The organism is Solibacillus sp. FSL W8-0474 (assembly GCF_038004065.1).
Taxonomy (GTDB): Bacteria; Bacillota; Bacilli; order Bacillales_A; family Planococcaceae; genus Solibacillus; species Solibacillus faecavium.
This window is the reverse complement of sequence record NZ_JBBOQJ010000001.1, coordinates 1,835,740-1,857,554: the sequence shown is the minus strand read 5'-3', so window position 1 is coordinate 1,857,554 and position 21,815 is coordinate 1,835,740. Positions and strand designations below refer to the sequence as shown.

General features: G+C 36.9%; 21 protein-coding genes and 1 pseudogene. 6 read left to right on the top strand and 16 right to left on the bottom strand.

Annotated elements, in window-relative coordinates; all coding sequences use genetic code 11:
* Nucleotide 1 precedes the first annotated feature (1 nt).
* Nucleotides 2-196 carry a DUF4177 domain-containing protein gene (locus NYE67_RS09080; protein ID WP_340727890.1) on the top strand — a complete coding sequence of 65 codons (195 nt, stop codon included), beginning with the start codon at nt 2-4 and terminating at the stop codon, nt 194-196.
* A 94-nt stretch (nt 197-290) separates the two neighbouring features.
* Here NYE67_RS09080 and NYE67_RS09075 read toward each other — a convergent pair whose 3' ends face one another.
* Nucleotides 291-1,325: a site-2 protease family protein gene (locus NYE67_RS09075; protein ID WP_340727889.1), complete on the bottom strand. Its 1,035-nt coding sequence runs from the start codon at nt 1,323-1,325 to the stop codon at nt 291-293.
* Nucleotides 1,326-1,672: 347 nt separating this feature from the next.
* Complete coding sequence (locus NYE67_RS09070; protein WP_191699030.1) at nt 1,673-2,098, bottom strand: acyl-CoA thioesterase; 426 nt, start codon at nt 2,096-2,098, stop codon at nt 1,673-1,675.
* A gap of 144 nt (nt 2,099-2,242) precedes the next feature.
* On the opposite strand from NYE67_RS09070, the gene NYE67_RS09065 reads away from it, so the two are divergent.
* Complete coding sequence (locus tag NYE67_RS09065; RefSeq protein WP_339216529.1) at nt 2,243-2,413, top strand: YjcZ family sporulation protein; 171 nt, start codon at nt 2,243-2,245, stop codon at nt 2,411-2,413.
* 112 nt (nt 2,414-2,525) lie between these two features.
* On the opposite strand, the gene NYE67_RS09060 is transcribed toward NYE67_RS09065, so the two are convergent.
* Nucleotides 2,526-4,361 carry a DNA ligase D gene (locus NYE67_RS09060; protein WP_340727888.1) on the bottom strand — a complete coding sequence of 612 codons (1,836 nt, stop codon included), beginning with the start codon at nt 4,359-4,361 and terminating at the stop codon, nt 2,526-2,528.
* Nucleotides 4,362-4,469: 108 nt separating this feature from the next.
* Here NYE67_RS09060 and ku point away from each other — a divergent pair, with 108 nt between their 5' ends.
* A complete protein-coding gene (gene ku / locus NYE67_RS09055) occupies nt 4,470-5,288 on the top strand; it encodes a non-homologous end joining protein Ku (RefSeq protein ID WP_340729808.1) in 819 nt (272 codons plus the stop codon).
* 68 nt (nt 5,289-5,356) lie between these two features.
* Here ku and NYE67_RS09050 read toward each other — a convergent pair whose 3' ends face one another.
* A complete protein-coding gene (locus tag NYE67_RS09050; protein WP_340729807.1) occupies nt 5,357-5,902 on the bottom strand; it encodes a glutathione peroxidase in 546 nt (181 codons plus the stop codon).
* A gap of 183 nt (nt 5,903-6,085) precedes the next feature.
* Here NYE67_RS09050 and aac(6') point away from each other — a divergent pair.
* A pseudogene (aac(6'), locus tag NYE67_RS09045) lies at nt 6,086-6,522 on the top strand (aminoglycoside 6'-N-acetyltransferase).
* A gap of 29 nt (nt 6,523-6,551) precedes the next feature.
* Nucleotides 6,552-7,049 carry a hypothetical protein gene (locus NYE67_RS09040; RefSeq protein ID WP_340727885.1) on the top strand — a complete coding sequence of 166 codons (498 nt, stop codon included), beginning with the start codon at nt 6,552-6,554 and terminating at the stop codon, nt 7,047-7,049.
* A 72-nt stretch (nt 7,050-7,121) separates the two neighbouring features.
* On the opposite strand, the gene NYE67_RS09035 is transcribed toward NYE67_RS09040, so the two are convergent.
* The 11 genes from NYE67_RS09035 to NYE67_RS08985 all read right to left on the bottom strand — a co-directional run bounded on the left by NYE67_RS09035 (nt 7,122) and on the right by NYE67_RS08985 (nt 19,020).
* Entirely contained in the window at nt 7,122-7,859 is a 738-nt protein-coding gene (locus tag NYE67_RS09035) for an alpha/beta fold hydrolase (protein WP_340729806.1), read from the bottom strand.
* A gap of 79 nt (nt 7,860-7,938) precedes the next feature.
* Nucleotides 7,939-8,448, bottom strand: coding sequence for a YfiT family bacillithiol transferase (locus tag NYE67_RS09030; RefSeq protein WP_340727883.1), 510 nt, complete (start codon nt 8,446-8,448; stop codon nt 7,939-7,941).
* Nucleotides 8,449-8,483: 35 nt separating this feature from the next.
* Nucleotides 8,484-10,004, bottom strand: coding sequence for a succinate CoA transferase (locus NYE67_RS09025; RefSeq protein ID WP_340727882.1), 1,521 nt, complete (start codon nt 10,002-10,004; stop codon nt 8,484-8,486).
* Between the two features lie 397 nt (nt 10,005-10,401).
* Nucleotides 10,402-10,713, bottom strand: coding sequence for an ArsR/SmtB family transcription factor (locus NYE67_RS09020; RefSeq protein ID WP_340727881.1), 312 nt, complete (start codon nt 10,711-10,713; stop codon nt 10,402-10,404).
* 35 nt (nt 10,714-10,748) lie between these two features.
* On the bottom strand, nt 10,749-11,702 hold the full coding sequence (locus NYE67_RS09015; RefSeq protein ID WP_340727880.1) for a cation diffusion facilitator family transporter: 954 nt from the start codon (nt 11,700-11,702) through the stop codon (nt 10,749-10,751).
* 223 nt (nt 11,703-11,925) lie between these two features.
* The gene (locus NYE67_RS09010; RefSeq protein ID WP_340729805.1) at nt 11,926-12,690 is read right to left on the bottom strand and encodes a 3-hydroxybutyrate dehydrogenase; all 765 of its coding nucleotides are present in this window, start codon (nt 12,688-12,690) and stop codon (nt 11,926-11,928) included.
* A 17-nt stretch (nt 12,691-12,707) separates the two neighbouring features.
* Nucleotides 12,708-13,649, bottom strand: a complete 942-nt coding sequence (locus NYE67_RS09005; RefSeq protein ID WP_340729804.1) for a 3-hydroxyacyl-CoA dehydrogenase family protein — start codon at nt 13,647-13,649, stop codon at nt 12,708-12,710.
* 347 nt (nt 13,650-13,996) lie between these two features.
* Nucleotides 13,997-15,184 (bottom strand): iron-containing alcohol dehydrogenase, encoded by a 1,188-nt coding sequence (locus NYE67_RS09000; protein ID WP_340729803.1) that lies wholly within the window; start codon nt 15,182-15,184, stop codon nt 13,997-13,999.
* A gap of 18 nt (nt 15,185-15,202) precedes the next feature.
* Entirely contained in the window at nt 15,203-16,519 is a 1,317-nt protein-coding gene (locus NYE67_RS08995) for a GntP family permease (protein ID WP_340729802.1), read from the bottom strand.
* Between the two features lie 73 nt (nt 16,520-16,592).
* Complete coding sequence (locus NYE67_RS08990; protein WP_340729801.1) at nt 16,593-18,113, bottom strand: CoA-acylating methylmalonate-semialdehyde dehydrogenase; 1,521 nt, start codon at nt 18,111-18,113, stop codon at nt 16,593-16,595.
* Between the two features lie 13 nt (nt 18,114-18,126).
* Complete coding sequence (locus NYE67_RS08985) at nt 18,127-19,020, bottom strand: NAD(P)-dependent oxidoreductase (protein ID WP_340727874.1); 894 nt, start codon at nt 19,018-19,020, stop codon at nt 18,127-18,129.
* Between the two features lie 210 nt (nt 19,021-19,230).
* Here NYE67_RS08985 and NYE67_RS08980 point away from each other — a divergent pair, with 210 nt between their 5' ends.
* A complete protein-coding gene (locus NYE67_RS08980; protein WP_340729800.1) occupies nt 19,231-19,857 on the top strand; it encodes a TetR/AcrR family transcriptional regulator in 627 nt (208 codons plus the stop codon).
* Between the two features lie 219 nt (nt 19,858-20,076).
* On the opposite strand, the gene NYE67_RS08975 is transcribed toward NYE67_RS08980, so the two are convergent.
* Complete coding sequence (locus NYE67_RS08975) at nt 20,077-21,705, bottom strand: ABC transporter substrate-binding protein (protein WP_340729799.1); 1,629 nt, start codon at nt 21,703-21,705, stop codon at nt 20,077-20,079.
* Between the last annotated feature and the right edge of the window lie 110 nt (nt 21,706-21,815).

The window sequence follows — 21,815 nt, the reverse complement described above, 5'->3', positions numbered from 1 at the left end:
GATGTACGAATACAAATTTATTCAAATTGAGTTAAAGAAAGGTTTATTGAAGGCAACTGCAAAAGAAGATTATCGTGAAATTATAAAAGAAGAGGCAAAAAATGGCTGGAGACTCGTTCAAATTTTTGCACCGAGTGTTGTCGGTTATGGATCTGCAGAGAACTTTGAGTTGATTTTTGAAAAAGAAATTAAATAAAAACTGTTTGTAACGTCAACTAAATCAAAAAATGTATACCCCTGTTCTAAATTTAATGCCTAGCCGGTACTTTATTTCTAGAACAGGGGTTTCTCTATTTTAACTTTTCCTCCACTAAATTTGTCAGTCTTTCTTCCGCATAGTAAAATCCGAATTGTGATTTACCTTGTTCGATTTGTTTGCGGTGTTCTACTAGCTTTTTCGATGCCAAAGTTTCATTTCCGGAAAGTTTCGCAATCATCCACTCACTACGCTTATAGCTAATCGGCTCAATTGGCGCAATCATCTTATGTAACTCACTCATTTCCTCTAATGCTGCTGTATGTCCCAGCATTACTAAATCCAGTTGCTTTATATGTGTTATGAATTGCATTGTCATTTTATTTTTCTTTGTCACTGGGATTGATTTATATTCAGTTATGGCTTTTGAAGCGGTTTCGTAATCATACTTCAATAAATCATAGTAAAACAGCAAATAGCTAGTGCTAATATTTTCTTCACTTGGTTGTACTGTTCTTGCTTGCTCCACTAAATTACTTGACCATGATGTCGGGTGAACCGGTGTCATCATTTCTTTCATCAGTATAAGCGAGCTAACGAACTGATTCTGATCTTTATCCGATAATAGTTCAAGTATTACACGTCCATCTGATTTCATTCCTCCGTTAAACGGAATAGCTGTTACTAGAAAAATAACAACATTCAACACCCCGAAAAATAATATAATTTGCAGATTAAAAATATAACCTAAAATAAGAGAACCGCTACCTACTATTAGCGAAATAATAGGTCCCCCTGCTGCAAACCAAAGATGTTGACGACGTATAATTTGTAAGTCATCTGTTTTTGGCAAACAACTTGCGACGCCACCGAAAAATGCCCAGCTTTTATTAGCGCTAATCTTATTACGTTCAATCGTAATAGGTCCGGCCGTTAAAAAGTTAAACTGATACCCTGCCGCCACCGCAAACAAGGCATGCCCTAGTTCATGGATAAAAAATGTCGCTATAGCGAGCACACTAAATAACCAAATCGTTTGAAATGTATCCGCAAAAGCTGTTAATTGAAAACCGAGCGCCACGAGCGAAAATAAAATGGTCACTCCTAATGGACTTTTAATAAATTGCATATCTACTACCCCCAAAGTCTGTAATTAGCCTGTCGTTTCTTACCCATAATTATATCCAAATATAGTAAAATAGTATATCATCCTTATAAAATGAGGTTGCTTTTCTAATAAAATTTCACTTGATTTTTTATATTTTATTTTTGCATAAAATTCAATTTATGCTAAAGCAGAGTGGCGCGGGGCGAAGAAACGCCAAAAACTTTTTTCAACGAAAAGAGTTGTGCGATGTGTAGGGACGGACTCCTTGGCAAATAGTATAATATATACTTTTATTTCCTGAAATTGAAAATTAAAAGAGCTTAGCTGTTTGTACAGCTAAGCTCCTTTTGATCATATAAAATTAATTATTAGCCCTTAATTCTTGCCACTTCTGCATATTTTGCATCCCAAGCTGGGTCTACTTTTTTTAATGCTACCGGGCGGAAATTTTCCTTTTTCACTAAAATATGCTGAGACTTCGCCGTTACTGCAACAGTCCCGTCTTCATGTAAAATTTCATAGCCATATGTAGTGCGCAGCTTCGTATGCTCCTCAATCCAAGTCCGTACTGTCGCAGTTTGACCATAGCGCATCGCTGCCTTGTACTGAATCGAAAAATCCATCACTGGCGATAAGTAGCCATCTTCTTCAAGCTTTGCATAATTAAAACCTAAATCCTTTAAAATTTGCGTACGCCCTATTTCGCACCATACAAGGTAATTCGCATGATACACGACACCCATCTGATCGGTTTCAGCATAGCGTACTTCTACTGTTGTTTCTGAAATAAACATTCAATTCACCTCTAGAAGGTATTATAGCGTTAATAATGGTGATGTGTAACGAAAAATAATTTAAATTCTAATTCATTTATGTTCGAATGCCCCGAATCAGTTCCCCATCGTTGAATAGGATAACGGAGAAGGAGGTGATTTTTCATGGGATACCAAGGTGGATACCAAGGTAATACTAACAACTACGGAAACTACGGTGGTGGTTACGGTGGTGGCAACGGAGGCGGCTACGGCGGCGGTACTGGTTCAACATTCGCTTTAATCGTTGTTTTATTCATTCTTTTAATTATTGTCGGCGCTACTTTCATCTACTAAAATCTTTGTGCCTAAAATCATCTGTTGCTAACGGTTAAAAGGGTCACCTCCCCCGAGTGACCCTTTTAGTATTTGTTATCCGTACAAAATTACTTCCAACGCTCCAAAATATTTATCCTAAACCATTAATTTGATCAAGCGCTGATTTGAACGCTTGCTTTTCACCGATTTCTCTAAATTCTCTAAATGGATTACCGAGTGTACGCATCCGTTCCATTACATGGATAGTCGTAAACTTTTTTGGCTTTAACTGTTCGTTAACCTCATCCCAATATAAGGGCGCGGCTACCAATCCATTGGCATTACCACGCGTAGAATAGGGCGCTACGATTGTCTTACCTTCCCTGTGCTGGACATAATCCAAATATAATCTATTTCCCCTATTTTTTTTAAGCCGCTCAATTGTAAACCATTCGGGATATTGCTGCTCTAAAAATTTACATATAAATTCGGTAAAAACCCCGGTTTCTTCATATGAAAAAGTATTAAACGGCAAGGGAATATAAACTTGCATGCCCTTTCCACCTGAAGTTTTGATAAATGATTGTAGATTAAAATGATCCAGTATAACTTTAAGCTTTAATGCTGCATTCACTGCCAAATGAAATTCTTCGACGGATGGCGGGTCCAAGTCAAAGACAATCTCGGTCGGTTTATCCGTATGAATTGTCTGAAATGGAATATGGAATTCTATAGCTAACTGGTTTCCTAGCCATAAAAGCGTTTCGATATTATTACAAATCACATAATTTGTCTCATCCGCAATATGCGTTGTTACATAGTCCGGTATATTTTCCAAGTAGTTCTTTTGATAAAAACTTTCCCCCGGTAAGCCATGTGGATAACGAATAACAGTTAACAGACGGTCCTTTAAAAAAGGCATCATAAAAGGTGCTGTCTCTTGAAGGTAGAGTAAAAAATCATCTTTAATAATTGCATTCACAGGGAATACTGGTTTTTCCGGATGTGTTACAGTTACGTTTTCAGGTATTGGATTTAACTGACGTTGCATACTTTTCCAATGGCATTCTTCCGGATTTATATGATGCTGGAACGCATGAAATCTTGGTTCCCTTAATTTAGTGCCATCAAAATCAATACACGCAATCGAAACACATATCGAAGCAGGGATTTCCGATATTTCATTTCCTAGTAATGTGCCATTTGTCTTAAAAAAAGTTGTAAGTGTTTTGTATTCCTCTTCTTTTAAACCGTGTTTAAATGAGACAATTTCCTGTAATGTACCATCTTTAAAAATTGCTCCGGCAAAAAAACCATTAGATTTATCGAACTTCGTTAAAATAACATCTACATATTTCCAGTTTTTTATTTTTATCCAGCTAGCAGTTCTTGTTCCTTCCATCCATTTACTTGTTTTTTTCTTGGCAATAACCCCTTCCCCGTTATGTGTTTTCACATTCTGCCAAACAAAAGTACTATCTTCAAAAGTAACTATAGCCTGCAGTCGCATAGCATTCATGTAATTTATAGTAGTAGGGAGATTGATCGTATTGAAAAACTTATTCAGCATTTGCTTTCTAGTAGTCAACTGGCTATTAATTTTTGACTTTCCCTCATAGATCAGTAAATCAAAAGCAATATAATGACAAGGAAAAGTATCCGCATGGGATTCAATCGTTTCGGCATTATTCATTCTTCCCCGCTTTTGTACTACTGAAAATTCACTATGGAAATTATTTGTTAAATAAACTAATTCCCCGTCGAAAATTACAGGTAAATATGGAGCTATCTCGTCATAAATACGCTCACAGTACTTTATAATTTCCGGGAATTTATCATTAAGTATATTGCCGTTTCTAGATTTTAAAATAGGAAAATGCATTCCTTTATCCCAGGAAAGAATGCAGCGGTATCCATCATACTTTGGTTCATATAACCAATCACCAACTGGTATTTCATTTGAATCAGTTAATAACATTGGTTTCAAATTTCCAACCAACTTTCGTTTTTCTACTATCTTTCGTTTTTTTTACTAAGACAATACATAAAAATTAAACTTTAGTTCCATAGTAAGGAAAAATGAGGTGAAAAATGCATGCATACTGTCTGGAAAGGAAGTATTAGCTTTGGATTAGTCAATATTCCAGTGAAACTTCATGCGGCTACTGAAAATAAGGATATTAAACTAAGGCAACTTCATAAAGAATGCCATACACCGATCAGCTATAAAAAAGTATGTGAAGGCTGTGAGAAAGAAGTAACTGAGGAAGATATCGTAAAGGCTTACGAGTATTCGAAAAATAAATATGTCGTACTGGATGCTGAAGAACTAGAAAATTTACGTAAAGAAAATGAGGATAAATCAGTCGAGATTATTGATTTTGTGAAGTTAGAAGAAATCGATCCCATTTATTTTGAAAAAACGTATTTCCTGTCACCAGATGCAACAGGATCAAAAGCTTACGCATTACTTAGAAGGACTTTAGAAGAATCAGGTAAGATCGGTGTTGCAAAAATTATCATACGCTCCAAAGAACAATTAGCGGTAGTCAGGGTTTACAAGGATGCTTTAGTTATGGAGACAATCCATTTCCCTGATGAGGTAAGAAGTGTCGGTGATGTACCAAATATTCCGGATATGGATACCGTTGTTCAAAAGGAGCTTGATACAGCGCTCATGTTAGTTGAACAATTGACAACCGAGTTTGATCCTTCAAAATATACAGATGAATACCGTACAGCATTAATGCAATTAATTGAAGATAAAAAGGCTGGAAGTACCGTATCAGTAAACGAAAAGCGACCACTTCCTGATAATGTTACGGATTTAATGTCGGCCCTTCAAGCATCACTTGATAAAACGAAGAAACCAGCACCAAGAAAGCGTACAACCCGAACGAAGAAAAATGCCTAAAACTAAAAGAGCAAACACGCATTAATTTCGTGTTTGCTCTTTCTCGTACGATATGAAAAGCTAACCGATTACAATAAATTTTCAATAGCCTTTTCAATATCTAAAAATGAACTATCTGGCTCAAAGCGTTGAATGACACGACCATTTCGGTCTACAAGAAACTTCGTGAAATTCCATCGAATATTGCGGCCGATTAAATAGTCAGGATAATTTGTCTGAATCATATCATACAAGTGTTTTTGCTGCATCGTATCACGGACAAACTTCGGGCAATCGACCTCATGCTTTAAGTAATTAAATAAAGGATGTGTCTCCTTACCATTGACATTTATTTTATCGAATACTTGGTAAGTAACACCGAACTGCGTTTTACATTGCAATGCAGATGTTACACCATCTTCAGGGTTCTGCTCACCGAATTGGTTGCATGGAAATGAAAGAACATTAAAACCTTTATTGCCGAACCGTTCATATAATTTTTGTAAATCTTCATATTGATATGTAAAACCGCAATTACTAGCTGAATTGACAATTAGCATCACTTGATTCCGATATGTTTCCATTGATAAAATTTCACCGTTCGTTTTTCTTACCAAATAATTATAAATACTCATTTAGATCCCCCTAATTTTAAATTTCGGTAAATATTTTATACTACTTTTATATAGTACAAAACATCTATTGAAAAGTAAAAAATTAAGAGAGATTATCAGAAATATATTTTTTTCTAAAGAACTTAAGAAATCAACTCTTAAATTTTGATATTATATTATTATATTTCCAATTAGGAGGATACTATGATTAAATTAGCTACGATTGAACATGCAACTGTGACAGCACAACTTGCGTTACAACTTTGGCCAGATAATGATTTAGAGGAATTCATTCAAAACATGGAAGTAACGATTAAACATCCTCACAGTGCTATCTTTTTGGCATTTAGTGAGGAGGAAGCAATCGGATTTGCTCATTGTCAGCTTCGACATGACTACGTAGAAGGAACAGATTCAAGTCCAGTTGGGTATTTAGAAGGTTATATGTCGTTGAGCATTACCGTGAGCGTGGCTTAGCAAAAGGTCTGGTTCAAGCATGTGAACAATGGGCAAAGGCTAAAGGATGCACGGAATTTGCGAGCGATTGTGAACTATCTAATACAGCCAGCCTACACGTACATCTTAAATTAGGCTTTACTGAAGCAAACCGCATCATATGCTTTACGAAAAGCTTTAAATAAATATGTTTAATTATTTAAGGAGATTTATTATGAAGAAAATTTTATTATGTATAAGCTTCTTATGCATTATGTTTACAGTAGTAGGTTGTAGTGAACAGGAAGAAGCGGTAACAGGTGAATTTCTTTTAGGGAATTTTGGATTCGAGCTTCTATCAAATGAAACTTATCATCTCGTTGTTCCATTTGAATGGACAGGTGACTCACCAGTAACGATAGATTCGATTGAGTTAATAAAAAAGGATAATAATCCTATTACTTACGAGGAAGATGGGATAAAGTATGAATTTTTCGGTGCTGATCCATTAAAAAAATCAGGGATTTATGGAAATAGAGATATTGGAGATAAAAAAAGGATTAATAACTTTGAAATTGATGGTAAAGGAAAAATAATACTAAAAATAATAGCGGACAACGTAAAGGAAGATAGTGACCGTAAAGTAAAAATAAAATTTAAAAGTAATGGAGAAGAAAGTGAGAAAATTGTAGAGTGGAAGACTCTTGAACAATTTTCTACAGACAATAATTAAAGGTACTCCCTTTGTTTACTAACTGGTAGCGTTATAATGTTCCGCTGCAACTACTCCCGTTATTCATACATATCATATTAGCCTTTGAATAAACTCGATTAAAATCGGGTTTATTTTTTCGGCATTACGCATCGGGAAATCATGACCTGCTTTTGAAATAGTCGCTACATTACAATGCTCATTTCCCCCTAGCAATTTAAGTGAATCTCTTATGTCTTTGCTTTCACGATCACCACATATCGCTAGCATTGGTACTAAAACTGTATAAAAGTGAGGTAGATTGATTATATTTAACGTTTCAATGAAAAACGCCTTGTAATTCTCTTCGGTAATTTTTTGGGCATACGCTACCATATCATTCGCCTGCTCCTTCGAATAATTCCAATACTTCCCCTGCATTTTTACAATCCAATTAGAACGCAGCAACCTTACAGTTATAGGGGCAAATTTACAATACATTTGTATCGTCTTTTCATTCGGGCATATATTCGAACTAAAGAATACAGCAAATGAAAATAGCTCCGGATTGTCACTTACTAATTTTACTGCAAGCTGTGCGCCTATAGAATGACCAATAATACCAACTTTCTTCTTATTAAGTGACCGGATCAATTCCAGTATTTCCTGCGATAATTTTTCAGGTTCGTAAAGTATTTCAACTGACTTTCCAGCACCATATAAATGAGGTAAAACGATATGATAGTCTTTCAATAAGCTATATTGCTGCATAAATGTATGTACTGCCATTGCCCCATGTAAAAGTATGATTGTCGGACGATTAGGATCCCCATATTGTTCGTAGTAAATCAAATTTACACCCCCTAGTTTATTTTTATAATACCAAAAATTGGCTTATCAAGTTTAGATAAGCCAATTTTGTAAAGAGCTATTATTTTGATAATGCGATTTTAATATGAGCTAAATGGTGCTCTTCATGCCACGCCAGTTTCGCTACCTTAGTCGCTACAGAAATTTCGCCATTTGTTTCGTGCGTGAATACACGTCCTAATTGCACTTCTGTTAAATGATGCGCTAAAGCAACAATACGCTCATTAATTCCTTCTAACATTTTAATCGAGCTTTCAACAGGAAGCTCCGTATCCGGCTGAATTGCCCACTTTTCTTCATCAAATGCTGGAACTGTAGGATTATCATCTGTTAACGCAAGTTTTAAACGCTGATACATATTTAGCTGTGAATCTGCAATATGATGCACAAGCTGGCGGACTGTCCAGGCGCCTTCACGGTATGTTTTATTTAATTGTTCGGTACTTAATCCATCAACCGTTTCATTTAGACGAGTTGAATACGTTTCGATTTGTTTTGCCCACTCCTGAATATGATCTAATGTCACCTTTTCAGGAACTTCTAATTTCCCAATTGGAAATTGTACATCCATCTTTGAAACACCGCCTTTTTCCCGTACAATTATTACTAGTTATTGATTTTTATATCATCAACTAACATTGTTCCATGCTCTTTTAAATTCGTATGGAAAGAAAATGCCTTTTCTAGAATATGTGGTGTTTGACCGCCGACTTTTTCTTTCGCTTCTTCAAAGTAGGCACGTAATTGCGCGCGATATTTAGGATGCGCAATTTCAATTAATTTTTCGGCTCTCTTTACTGGTGGGAGTCCGCGAAGATCCGCATATCCTTGCTCCGTAACAATAACATCCACATCATGCTCTGTATGGTCAATATGCGATACGAATGGAACGATTGTTGAAATGGCACCATTTTTTGCTAAAGAAGAAGTTACAAAAATTGTAATTCGAGCATTACGTGCAAAGTCACCAGAACCACCAATACCGTTCATAATTTTTGTACCGTTTACGTGTGTTGAATTAACATTTCCATAAATGTCTACCTCAAGGGCAGTATTGAATGATATAACACCTAAACGTCGAATAACTTCAGGATTGTTTGAGATTTCCTGTGGTCTAAACATAATCTTATCTTTATACTTTTCTAAATCCTCTGCAAGTTGATCCACACGTTTTTTCGATAGTGAGAATGCAGTACCCGCTGCGAATTTCACGATTCCCGCATCGATTAGATCGAATACGCCATCTTGCAGAACTTCAGAAAACACTTCAATATCCTTAAATTGTGATTTTTGCATGCCATTTAAAACCGCATTTGCAACTGATCCTACTCCCGATTGTAATGGAGCTAATGACTCTGGTAATTTGCCCGCTTCCACTTCACTTGCAAAGAAATCCAATAAGTGATCTGCAATTTGCTGTGTTTCTTCATTTGGCTCAAATAACGGTGAAGGTACATCAGGCTGTTCAGATAACACGATCCCTTTTACCTTGGCTGGATCAACTTTAATTCCGATCTCACCAATACGGTCTGCCACACCGTATACAGGAATTTCTTTACGTTCACCTTGTGCTTTCTGAACATAAATATCATGAAGGCCTTCATAAGCTTTTGGTGCCGTCGTATTAATTTCGATGATAACGTTTTCAGCTTTTTCAACAAAAATAGGCGAATTCCCTACCGAACCAGTAGGAATAATTAGCCCGTCTTCTGTAATAGCAGCAGCTTCGATAATAGCATAATCGATTTTCCCTAACGACCCTTTTCTCACTTCTTCTGCTGTATGAGATAAATGCTGATCAATATAGAATATTTCTCCTGCATTGATTTTCCCGCGCATAACAGCATTCCCCTGATAAGGAACACGTAAATTAATAATATCCGCCTCAGCCATCGATTGATCTGCAGTTGGACCTAAAGATGCGCCAGTATATAAATTAACTTTGAAATTTTCTTTCTCACCACGTTTAGATAGTGCAAGTGGAAATTCTTTTGGCTCCCCGAAAAGTGTAAAACCACTCATTCCAAGGTTCATACCGTCCTCAATCCAAGAAGCGGCTTCTTCTGCCGAAACAACTTTACTTAAAAACGCTTCATTTCTGATGAATTGACTTAAATCTTTTTCCATTAACAATCACCCCAAAATAGTTTTTTAATTCGTTGTTACGATGAATTTTACGAAATTCATATTGCCAATTAAAAAATCCAAGACACTATATTTTTTAATTGCCTTATCTATATTGTAATGAGAGCATTCCCGTTCGTCTATTACATCATACCTATCATAATGATAGAAATAATCTATTATCTTAGTAAAGGGTTTAATATAAAAAAACGGATTAAGGAATTGTTAAATCCCTTTAATCCGATAGTTTAACACTATAAAAACTCCTTAAATTACTCTTGCACATTATATCAAAATTATAATATATATTTATGAATAATTTATCATGTGCTATTTTTTATATTCAGTGCTTACAAAGGCAAAAATTATGCGATTTCAAGCTACGAAATGAACTCGGACTTTAATGCTTTGCATGATCAATTGCCTGATGAAGTAGATTAATTATATGATCATCGTCGCTTGAATAATACAATGTTGTTCCTTCTCGGCGAAACTTTACTAAGCGCAGATTTTTCAAAAAACGCAATTGATGGGAAACAGCGGATTGATTTAAATCCAACTTTTCCGCGATTTCATTTACCGAATGTTCCTCACAGCATAACATGTTTAAAATACGAATCCGCGTAGGGTCACTTAATGCTTTAAATGTTTGCGATACGACAAATAATGTTTCGTCATCCAGTTCGTGTTGTGTTCTCTTTTCTATCGACATATTATTAACACTCATTTCTTATTAAATTAAAGGTATTAATGATGATGGTGGTGGTGTGCATTCGTATCCTGCTTGACTGTGCAATAAATGGAACTGTCATGTTTATGTGTATTAGTTTCAACTTGTATTGTCACATGGTGAATATTTTGATGAAGTAAGTCGTGTTCTATTTTATCGAGTAGCTGCTCACTTTCTTTTATCGTTAAGTTTTCATTCACTACCACATGGCACGACATCGCATTTAACCCACTAGTAATTGTCCATATATGCAAATCATGAATCGCTTTAATTTCATTATGCTGTTCAATCGTATGAATGATGTCCTCCACATTTATATCTGAAGGTGTTCCTTCCATTAAAATATGCAAAGATGCTTTCGTTAAATGATAACCACTTCGAATAACAAGTGCCGCTACAAATATGCTGGCTAAAGGATCTGCCCAACCCCATCCAAAAAACAAAATAAGTAAAGCTGCCACAATGGCACCAATTGATCCAAACATGTCGCTTATCACATGTAAATAAGCGCCCCGCATATTTAAATTTTCTTTCGTATCCGCACCACGTAGCATAATCCAAGCGACTAAAATATTAACCGCTAACCCGATACTACTAATAATAAGCATACCTATTGATGCGACTTCCGGTGGATTCAAAAATCTTTGGATTGCTTCATAGAAAATAAACAATGCAATAACGATTAAAGTTAATCCATTTAAAGTAGCAGCCAATATTTCAATACGTTTATAGCCGAATGTTTTACTACCATTAGCGACCCTTTCAGCCAAAATGATGGCCAACAATGCGATACCAAGCGATACGGCGTCACTTAACATATGACCTGCATCTGAAAGAAGCGCAAGACTATTTGTCAAGAAACCTCCAATCGCTTCGACAATCATAAAGCTTGTAATGATTAAAAAGGAAATGAACAATACTTTCTTGTTAGTGCTATGAGAATGATGATGATGGTGATCGTGACCCCCCATTTAAAACCCCTCCACAATTAAATTTATATATATGAACATATACTCATATATAACTTATTATTTATTGGCAGAATTGTCAATTACATTTGCCTAAGATTTCATTATCTTTGAAAATAAAGCACTCTAATCGATAATTACATAGTGGAAGGGACAGCCGCCTCCAAAACAGGCGCTGTCCTATAAAAATACCGTGGTAGCGATTACATTCTACCACGGTCCATTGTTATTGCGCTGTATACCCTCCATCGAGCACAACAGCCTGTCCTGTCAATCCTTTTGCAGCATCACCCGCTAAATACATTGCCAGTGACGTAATTTCCTCTATTGCTAATAAACGTTTCTGTGGTACTAAAGGATACAACACTTCCTCTAGTATATGCTCTACAGGAATTTTTCGTGTTAAAGCTAAATCCTCAAATTGCCCACGTACTAACTCCGTGTCAACATAACCCGGACAAATCGCATTGACGGTAATACCCTCACTTGCTGTCTCAAGTGCTGCTACTTTTGTCAAACCAATGACTCCATGCTTGGCTGAATTATATGCGGACTTTCCAGCAAAACCAATAATACCGTTTATCGATGCAATATTTAAAATACGACCAAACTTTTGCTTTTTCATATGAGGTAATGCATATTTCGTTGTAATAAATGGTGCCACTAACATAATATTAATCATTTGTTGAAATTTTTGGGTCGGGAAATCTTCAATCATCGCAACATGTTGAAGCCCCGCATTATTAATTAAAATATCCAGCTGCCCATACGTATCGATCGTATATTGAATGGCCTGCTCAATATGTACTTCATTCGTTACATCACAGACGACATACGATGCTTCTCCTTGAATTTGCGTTTGTGCAACTTCTAATTGTCGTTCATCGATATCTGAAATCACAACCTTAGCACCTACCTCTGCGAATGCTTTAGCGATATCTAATCCAATTCCTCTAGCTGCTCCCGTAATGAATAATACCTTGCCTTCCATCCCTAATACCCCCCGCATCATCTTAGCGTCTTTTCTAAATCTTGTTTTAAATGCTTGATCAACGTTTGTTCGCGCTCTTTATTTACTGTTGTCGACAGTGCATCTGTCCACTCATAGTACCCTTGCCCTGTTTTGTAGCCTAAATGGTTTTGTTCCGTCAATTTTGCAACAGTTGGCCCGACTTGCTTGGTAGCACTTAAATCTTCAAATAAATAGCCTGTAATATCTTGTACGACATCAAGCCCAGTCATATCTGCCGAGAGTAAAGGTCCTGTAACGGACAAGCGGCGACCGATACTATAGACGACTGCTGCATCGATATCTTCTTTCGAAGCGATACCAAGCTCATATAAATGTTGCGCTTCACGAAATAACGCAAATTGTAAGCGGTTACCTACAAAACCTGCAATTTCCTTTTCAATTTTGATGGGTTTTTTATGGAATTGATGCATTAAGGCCATCGTACGATCTACCGTTGTATCATCCGTCTTGTCGCCTTTTACGATTTCAACAAGTGGTACAAGATGCGCAGGATTCCAGAAGTGTGTAATAACTAATCGATTCGGATAAAGCATCTTTTCAGCAAGTAATGAGGGCATTATACCCGACGTGTTGCTGGCAATGACCGTTGTCTCCGAAATAATCTCTTCTAGCTGTGAGAAGGTTTGTTGTTTTAACGCTAAGTTTTCAGGTATTGCCTCAATAATGAATGTTTTATCTTGCACGACTTCCTGTAAACTTGTTGAAAATTTAATATTAGAATGAATAAGCCCAGCTGTTTGTTGTGTAATAGCCTCTTCCTCAAGTAATGTCGCCAATTTAACATGTAAGCCTGTTTTCGCATTTTCTATGTCCTGTTCATTCAGTCCAAACACAATTACCTCATAATTCGCCCATGCAGCACTTAAAGCAATCGAATGCCCCATCGTCCCACAACCTAATATCGCTACCTTCTCCATTTGCTCGCTCCCTCTTTACTGTAAGATAGGTACTATAAGCCAAAACCGTCAACGACTAACGTGAATATCTGCGATTGCTTCTACAACTGAGGTCCATACTTTCCCATTTACTATATCGAAACACCAAATTTTCTCTACTCAAATCAACAAAAATTTCCTTCGGGAGAACATTTCAGTAAAGGTGTAATAAGGAAATCACTTATTCTAAATTCGAATAAGTGATTGTGCGTGTTAATCTTGTACAATTGTATTTTGTAAAAACTTTTTGTCCCTTTTTTGAGCATATGCATCACTTTTACGCCACAGTTAATCTGTTTTTTGCATCAAAGCCGGATAGCTCTTGTGAATTAAAATTTATAATCATAAACAATTTTATACAATACCTTTAAATCATCCAAACTTGGTACTTTCGGATTGTTTGCTGGGCTCCCACTTGCAATAGCATCAGTTGCCATTTTATCGATTGCTTGGAAGAAGGCATCTTCGTCAATCCCGTATTGGCGCAAGTTACCGATATTCATTTGTTTACAAAGATTCTTTACCGAGTCAATAGCTAAATCAGCTAACTGTTCATCTGTATATATTGCATCTGTTTGCCCAACAAAGAAGGCTCCGATTTTTGCAAGACGCGGAATACAAGCATCTTTTGAGTATTCTAAGACAGCTGGTAACAACATGGCATTTGAAATACCATGTGGTACATGGAATAACGCACCAATAGGGCGTGACATGCCGTGCACTAGTGCTACAGAGGCATTAGAGAATGCAGCGCCTGCTTGCATTGAACCTAAAGCCATCGCTTCACGCGCGGTTAAATTTGTGCCATCTTCATATGATGGCAGTAAATTATTGATGATTAGTTCCATTGCGGATAATGCTAGTAAATCAGAATATGGATGTGCTAAACGGGATAAATATCCTTCAATCGCATGGCTTAATGCATCAATGCCTGTTGCTGCTGTAATCGATTTTGGTGAAGTTAAGCATAATAATGGATCTACAATAGCTGCATTGGGCATAAAAGCAGGTTGTTTAATCATCATCTTAATATCATTTTTGATATCAGTAATGACTGTAGCATCCGTTGCTTCAGAGCCAGTTCCTGCAGTTGTTGGAATTGCAATATGTGGTATAGGTCGTATAGCGGCAATTTTTTGCATCTTCATGTAGTCGCCAACATAGCCCCCATTTGTTGCAACAACGGCGATAGCTTTTGCTGTATCAATACAGCTACCTCCGCCAATTGAAACGATGACATCACACTGTGTATCCTGTAGTAGTTTTAAGCCTTCATCAACATACGTATCTACAGGTTCAGATACAACGCCTACATACACATGTGTTTGTAAACCTTGTGCATGTAGATGCTGTAAGCAATTATCTACAACACCTAAACTCTTCATGACAGGATCACTTACGACAAGTACTGTTGATCCAAATCCCTGTGCGAGGTGACCAACTTCTTCAAGTGCACCAACCCCGTATTTCATCGTAGGTAGTGAGTGAAATGTATAAACTGATTTTGTTTGAATCATAATGTTCACGTCCCTTTCTTACATTCCTAGAGAGAATAGTGCAATAGCAAGTACAGTTCCGATTATTGGTATAATGACGGTCAAGGCCCCAAATGGTAAGTAGGCGTCTTTATGTTTTTCTCCACAAACAGAACTGATTGTTGTTACTACGTAGCCGCCATGAGGTAATGAATCAAGTGAACCTGAGGCAATGGCAATTGTACGGTGAAGCGCTTCTGTATCTACACCCATATCAATGTAATGAGGTGCTAATAATGGCATGGCAATGGTTTGCCCACCAGAAGCAGAACCTGTTAAACCAGCGATTACGGCAATCGAAACAGCACCACCGATTAAAGGACTACCTGGAATACTTGTAATAACATCTACAGTAGCAAGGAAGGAAGGTGTTGCTTTTACAACACCACCAAATCCTACTACCGCTGCAGTATTGGCAATGGCAACAACTGCACCCATTGCACCGGCTGCTAACGTCGCGCCTACTGCTTTTGCAAATTTAAAATTCACAGCATAACCGGCAAGACATCCACCCGTTAATGCAACGATTAATGCTGAAGTACCTAATGAATCATGGAAAATAAATGAAATTACTAAAACAACTAATAACGGAATCATACTTAAAAGTGGATTTGGTAAAGCCTTCAATTCATCTATGACAGGGTCCGTAGAACGAGTAATAAATTCTTCACCTTTACCTACTGCACGTTTAACCATCCAGTTTAACCATAGGCAGCCGATTGTTGCCATGATTAGAGCGACGATAGCGCTTACTTCCCAACCTGCATATGGCGTAGTGCCCAAGTAAGGAATTGGAATCCAGTTTTGAATTTCAGGCGAACCTGCTGAAGTCATTGTAAATGTAACAGAACCTAATCCCAGTGCTGCTGGAATAAAGCGGCGCGGGAAGTTTGCTTGCTTGAATAAACTAATAGCCATTGGATAAACTGAGAACGCTACGATAAATACGGACACCCCTCCGTATGTTAAAACAGCGGCAGCCAGAACGACTGCGAATACAGCATATTTCACTCCGATTTTATCTACAATCCATTTTGATACACTGTCCGCAGCGCCCGTATCTTCCATAACTTTACCGAAGATCGCACCTGCCATGAACATTAAATACCAAGATCCAACGAATCCTGTAAAGCCGTTCATATAGCTTGTTAAAAAGTTAGCTTGTTCATCCAAGGCCGTTTGTGGGAAAAAGGCTAATCCGTTTGTTAAACCTGCAAGTAATGCTGTTAATGGCGCTGAAATTAATAAGTTAACACCCTTCATAGTTAAGTAAATTAATAACGCCAAACTGCCAAACAATCCAATATAACCTAGCATAATTCTTCCATCCCCCTTAAAAAGTTACACAGACCATTTTGGGAGCCATACAGCTTAATCAGATAAAAATCAATTATTCATTATTGCTAGGAAAAGCAAATGTAGAAGTAGACACCGTTGTTGCAGTTGGCCAACGTTCTGATACTGTTTTTGTTTTTGTATAGAAACGTGCTTGGTCAGGCCCAAACATATGCCCTTCGCCAAAACGTGAGCCTTTGAAACCGGCAAAATTATGGTAACCAACAGGAATTGGAATTGGTACATTTACCCCAACCATCCCAACATCGATTTCTGTTGTGAATTTACGCGCAGCAGCTCCATCGTTTGTATAAATAGTCACACCATTTGCTAATTCATGTTGATTGATTAAATCAATTGCTTCTTCTAATGACCTAACACGTACCACATTACGCGCTGGACCAAAGACTTCTTGTTCATAAATATCCATCCCCGGTTTTACTTTATCTAAAAGTGTTGGACCAACGAAGAATCCTTTAGATTGTTTCACGATGTCAAATTCACGACCGTCACAAACTACTTCAACGCCTTCATCCAACCCACGTGCAATCGCATTTAATACGGCATCTTTTGATTGTTGAGAAATTACTGGACCGAAATCTGTATCGGTTTCTGTATAAGAACCAACTTTTAGCGCATTAATTTTTTCTTTTAGAATGGCCACTAATTTATCTGCTGTTTCTTCTCCGACAGGTATGATTGTTGAAATAGCCATACAGCGTTGAGAAGCAGCCCCATAAGCAGCTCCAATAAATGCATCCGCCACTTGTGTTAAGTCTGCATCAGGCATAACGACCATGTTATTTTTACCACCACCAAATGCATTAACACGTTTGCCATATTTTGAACCTGTTTCGTAAATGTATTGTGCAACAGGTGTAGAACCAACAAATGAGATTGCTTGAACTTTTGGGTTTTCCAATAGTTCATTTACAGCATCTTTATCACCATTTATAACTGTCCAAATACCATCTGGTAAACCGGCTTTTTTCCATAATTCACTGATGAAAAGAGCAGTCATTGGTACTTTTTCAGATGCTTTTAAAATAACCGCGTTTCCTACAGCAACAGCCATACTTGTTTGTGCTAAAGGGACCATAATTGGGAAGTTGAATGGCGAAATAGCTGCCACAACACCTAATGGATACTTTGCAGAGTAAGAATTAATTTGTCCCCCAACATTGACCGAGTATTCACCTTTTACCAGATGTGGTGCGCCAATTGCTAGATCCACTGATTCTAAAGCACGAGTAATCTCACCCTTTGCATCGTCTATTGTTTTACCGCTTTCCTCACAAATAATTTGCGTAAGTTGTTCTTGGTTCTCAGTGAGTAGATTACGGAATTTCATAACAACATCTGCACGTTTCCCTACAGATAAATCACGCCATTTTGGAAAGGCCATTTGCGCTGTCTCAATTGCTTGGGATGTTTCTTCTGCCGTAGCTAAAGGGACTTTTGCAATTACTTCACCTGTACTTGGGTTATAAACATCACCGAAACGATTACTTTTGCCTTCTACCATTTCGCCACCAATAAAGTGTGTTAATACTTTCACTGCTTGTGTTGTTTCCATTTTTGTTGCCTCCTTATAGTTGCTCTATTTTTGTTTTATTTTTAAGACTTAAATACGAAGCTGCCATATCGTTATCACCGAAACCTTCATCTGAAATTCTGCTATATAAATCTACGAGCTGATCCCCAATAGGTAGTGGCACTCCGACTTGTTGAGCCATTTCTTTTGCTAACTTTAAGTCTTTTAAAAGTAGATTCGTTGTAAATCCTGGATTGTAGTCGTCATTTTTCATGTACTCTAAATAGTTACGTTCGAATATACGGCTCTGTCCGTAACTATTGCTCAAGACTTCATATAAAACATCTGCTTCAATACCCATTTGTTCACCGAGGACAATTGTTTCGGCAACGGCTTCAGTATAGAAACCAATCATCAAATTATTAAGTAATTTAATGCGTGTACCGATACTTGGTGAAGTCCCGAGATGATATATATTTTTACCTAGTGAATTAAAAATGGCAGTCATTTGTTGATGAATTTCCGATTCGCCACCGACCATGATTGTTAAAGTAGCGTTAATCGCTCCGATCACTCCTCCACTTACAGGAGCACCTAAGTAATGCAGTTGAGCTTGTTGTGCTTCCGCAAATAACTCGTCATTAAGTTGGGGATTGACCGTACTGAAATCTACTAAAATTGTTCCCTTATTAGCTGTATGGATAATTCCTTGGGGACCGCGATAAACAGCAGAAACGACTTGTGGTGTTGGTAGACTCGTTAAAACGACCGTACTTTCTGCAACGAGTTGTGCAACGTCGGCAACAGCTGTCCCTCCATTTGCCACAAACTTTTCATTGCTGGCTTCATTTGTGTCAAAGCCGAGTACTGTATAGCCTGCATTGACAAGATTAGTTGCCATAGGTAAACCCATATTACCTAATCCGATAAACCCAATTGTGTGTGCCATGTACATTCCTCCCTTTTATGAGAACCCTTACATTTCTTTATTGAATAAGTTGCAATATTCAATTAGAGTGAATAAAAGATGTGTTAAAAAAATATTGACCGTAGTCAGTGACTGTGGTTAGTTAAATGATATACATTACTTTTTTCTACGTCAATACACTTTTTAATTAGAAAAGTTAACTTTCTTGTTTTTAAAATATTAAAATAATGTTTGGAGGGGTTTGGAATTAATCATCAATTAACAGAACGTCAAAAAAAAGCTCTATTAACAAAAGAAAAACTTTATATAACTGCATTGGATTTATTCACTAAACATGGCTTTGAACATGTTTCTGTAGAGCAGATAACAAAGGCTTGTAATGTATCTAAGGGGACTTTTTATACACACTTCCCATCCAAATATGATGTTATTTTGGAAAAATTTGAGGAAATGGATAACTATTATATAGAAATAGAAAAAAACATTCCCGATCACTTTAATGCAGTCGAAAAAATATTATTTATTTTTAGGGAACAGATGATTTATTTGCAAAATCATGTCGGAAAAGATATGTTGCGGACCGTTTATACGGCAGCTATGACAAAAGAAGTGGAGAAAAATCATTTTTTAATCAACCCACAACGTAAAATTTTTCAAATGCTACGTCAATTCGTAATAGAAGGGATAAATCAGCATGAATTTAAGCCGGATGTGACACTTGAGGTTGCGACAAAATATGTAGAGCGTTGTATGCGTGCGAACGTATATGATTGGTTAATTCACGATGAAAGCTTTGATTTAGTAGAGGAGATGGTAGGCTTTACGGGTTCTATGCTTGACGGGCTCATTGTAAAGTGAGCAGAAATTTAATATCAAAAAGGACTTAGTGTAATGAGAGGTTTTGAAGTAATCTTTATTGTAACAAGAAGACATAAAACACCTCCAAAGTAAGTATGTATAGAAATTAAAACAATCCCCAATAGGTAGACAGATTAAAAAATATAATCTGCTTATTAATTGGGGAGTTTTTGTATGGGAAAGTATAGCTTTTTAAAAGCGCTTCTTTAGTCACAATGTTTATTTTTTATGTTCATTTGCCGAAACATAAAGCTTGCGATAATCAATTCGTCCATGGTTATCAAACACCACATGATCAAAGTTAGAATTTTCCCGAACATAATAGTAATGCTTACGGTGTTTTAGGAATTTCAGATGATAAGACGTTTGCAGAAATTGCTCAAGTTCCTCAAATTCAAGCAATGGATTATGTGACGTTTTCGCTTCTTCAAATAGATTGAATGCCCTTTTACAATCCTGTTCATTCATTGTAGAAATTAAGTCTTTCCCGTATGTAGTGTAATAATTATAAAAGGATAGATTTAAATTCCTTAAAATAGCCATACCTCCAATAAATAGGTCCACCTTTTTAAATCGTTCAGCTGTTGGCTCTTGAAAATTAATACATCGAAGTTCCGCTACAATATTATGCTCTGCTAAAATCTCCTGAAGCTTTTCTGCTTGTGGAAGGTGATTCACTCCTTCACGGATTTGCTGATACCCAATAATAATCGGCTCTTTCAAGTCGGGTTTTATTAGCTGTGGGGCTTCTACTTGTACTTTATGTGATGAAGTCAGCCAGCCGTACGCAGGTTGCTCGTAATACGGATTTAATACAAATTGCTCAGGTAGGATGTTATGCCATATATAGGCTCTTGCCTCTTCACTTGAGAAGGCTTCACGGCTACTGTTAAAAAATAAATATGTTGCCCCTTCCTCCTGCTGTTCAATGACACGATAAGGTTCGTCCTCGATTGGCATATGTGAAATTGGACTGGCGACTTCGCTTTCCGTAATAAACAGCTCCACTCGGTCAATCCAAGGTCGTTCTTTAAAATAAGATTGAAATGCCTCCAGAATGATTTTGTCATTTGAAAGCTGCTTAAGCTGAAAAGGTCCACAGCCGATTTCTGGATTGAGGGATTTAGTTAGCATGACTAATCTCGGACTAGCAAAAAAGGTTGGCAGTAAGGAAAATGGTTTTTTCAGCTGTATAATGAGTTCGTATTTACTAAGGACATTCATTTGTGCAATTTCATAAATTTCTTTGTAACGCTCACTAATATAGGCAATTGAAGCTACGACTTCCTCTGCCGTCAGTATTGTACCATCGTGAAACTTGACGCCTTTCTTTAAGATGAAAGACCACGTACGATAATCCTGTGTATCATAGGCAAATACTAAATTATTAAAAATATTGCCCTTTTCATCAATCCCAAAAAGTGTTTCATGAATTTGCTCCATCATATGGGAATCATGTCTTGAAATTGATTTTAAAGGATCTAGAAAAAGTTCAACTTCATACATTTGCTGAACAAATATATGCTCATCTTCAATAGACTGCAGACCTAATTTTGAATTTAACCACGCTTGAATATTTGAATTTTGGGTCATATCATAGCGTTTTATAATTTCCAATGCGACTTCATAATTCCCGATTTCCCAAAGCTCAGATATCCATTCTAGTAAAATAGTATCAGAATTTCTCAGCATCGTAATAAACGGCTTCTTCCCCCGACCACGCGCAGTCTCCCATCGGATTTTCTGGTTTTCCTCAAGTTGATGTACGATCGTTTTCGCGTAGCGTGTAGAACAATTTAAAAGCTTGGCTATTTCCGCAATAGACGTTTCCGTACGTTGATCTTTCATAAAAAATTTGCTTAACGTAAACTCGTATTCCATAATTCCTCCTTAAAAGGTGAACAAGTCTATTTTTTCAATCACTTTTTGTTCCTGTTATTTTATTCTAAACTTCTTTA